2 protein-coding genes are annotated in these 1783 nt (G+C 67.0%); both read right to left on the reverse strand.

Annotation, left to right across the window (positions count from 1 at the left end):
- Window positions 1-74: 74 nt before the first annotated feature.
- Window positions 75-1169: a 3-dehydroquinate synthase gene (gene aroB / locus OXU43_05440; GenBank protein MDD9824596.1), complete on the reverse strand. Its 1095-nt coding sequence runs from the start codon at window positions 1167-1169 to the stop codon at window positions 75-77.
- Window positions 1151-1783 (reverse strand): shikimate kinase (locus OXU43_05445; protein MDD9824597.1); only part of this gene is annotated, 633 nt, incomplete at its 5' end. The genes OXU43_05445 and aroB, both read right to left, overlap by 19 nt.

The following is a 1783-nucleotide window of genomic DNA, read 5'->3' on the forward strand; positions in this document are numbered from 1 at the left end:
GCGGGGAATGCCGGGCAGGCGGGGAATCCGGCGCCGCGGCAAAAACCCGCACGGAGTTCCCGCGCGACATGCCGTCAAGAACAGAACTCCGCCAAGGTTTCCTGCAACAAGCTATCGGAGAAATCGGAGGTGACGAAACCATCGCCGAGGGCGCGCAAGAGTACCAGGCGCAGCCTGCCGGAACGGGCCTTCTTATCCACGCCCATCAGTTCGAGCAGGCGCGATGCCTCCAGCCCGGCGGCGGGGCGCAGCGGCAACCCGAACGCCGCCAGCAGGCGGTCAATCCGAGCCGTCGCCCGCGCATCCAGCCAGCCATGCCGACGGGACAGGTCCGCGGCCATAGACAAGCCGACCGCCACTGCCTCCCCATGCCGCCAATCGCGGTAGGCAAGGGCGGTCTCAATCGCGTGGCCGAAGGTATGCCCCAGGTTCAACAGCGCCCGCGTCCCCTGTTCCCGTTCGTCGCAGGCGACGACCTGCGCCTTGATCCGGCAGGAACGCTCGACGATATGAGACAGCGCCTCCGGGTCGCGCCGCCGGAGACGCTCCACATTTTCCTCCAGCCACGAGAAGAGGCCGGCATCCCGCACCAAGCCATACTTAATCACCTCTGCCAGCCCGCAGGCGATTTCCCGGTCCGGCAGGCTGGCCAGGGACTCCATGTCCGCGATCACCGCCGCGGGTTGATAAAAGGCGCCGATCATATTCTTGCCCAGATCGTGGTTGACGGCGGTCTTGCCTCCCACTGCCGAATCAACCTGGGCCAGGAGAGTGGTAGGCGCCTGCAAATACGCGATCCCCCGCTGGTAGCAGGCCGCAGCGAAACCGGCGATGTCGCCGATCACCCCGCCGCCCAGGGCCACGATGACGCTGTCGCGGTCGTAGCGCCCCTCCAACAGGCGGCGGACGATCCTCTCCAGGGTTGCCAGCGACTTGCAGGATTCCCCGCCTTCCAGCGCCAGGGATTGCGCCTCTTGCGCCCCGAGCCCGGCCAGCACCGAATCCAGGTACAAGGGGACCACCGCCCGGTCGGCAACCACCAGCACCCGCCTGTCCCGCACATGAGGCGCATACAGGGCCGGGGCGCGCAACAAGCCGCTGCCGATGTAGATGGGGTAGCTGCGCGCGCCGAGCTCGACCCGGAATACTCTCAACGGGAGTCCAGCCATGCGCAAATCCGTTCGCTAACGGCCGCTGCCGCGAGCTGGTCGCTGTCCACCGTCAAATCGGCAATCCTCTCGTAGCAAGGCGCGCGCTCACGCAGCAACTCACGGATGCGAGACAGGAGCTCGCGCCCCTGTAACAGCGGCCTTGAGGCATCGCCGGCCACGCGGCGGGCCAATTCCTCGGGGGCGGCACGCAGATAGACGACGACGCCATTGCGGACAAGGCAGGAAACGTTCCGCGAGTCGAGCACCGCCCCCCCGCCCGTCGCCAATACAGTCCGCGGGCGCCGGCTCAATTGCCGGAGCGCATGGCTTTCGCGCCGCCGGAACCCCGTCTCGCCTTCCGTACGAAAGATCTCGGATACCGTAGCCCCCGCCCGGACCTCCACCTCGCGGTCCGTGTCGTAGAAGGAATAACGCAAGCGGCGAGCCAGCAGGCGACCCACCGTGCTCTTTCCCGAGCCCATGGGGCCCACGAGGAAAATCCCCTGCATCGCTACACGCCCCCTGCCGTCCGGGGCAAGGCGACAAGACGGCGCGCGCCGCGCGTACCGTGCCCGAATCTCAGGGATGCTCTGATTAAAGCGGCAGCACACAATTCCGCCATTCCTGCGAAA

The organism is Gammaproteobacteria bacterium (assembly GCA_028817255.1).
GTDB classification, from domain to species: domain Bacteria; phylum Pseudomonadota; class Gammaproteobacteria; order Porifericomitales; family Porifericomitaceae; genus Porifericomes; species Porifericomes azotivorans.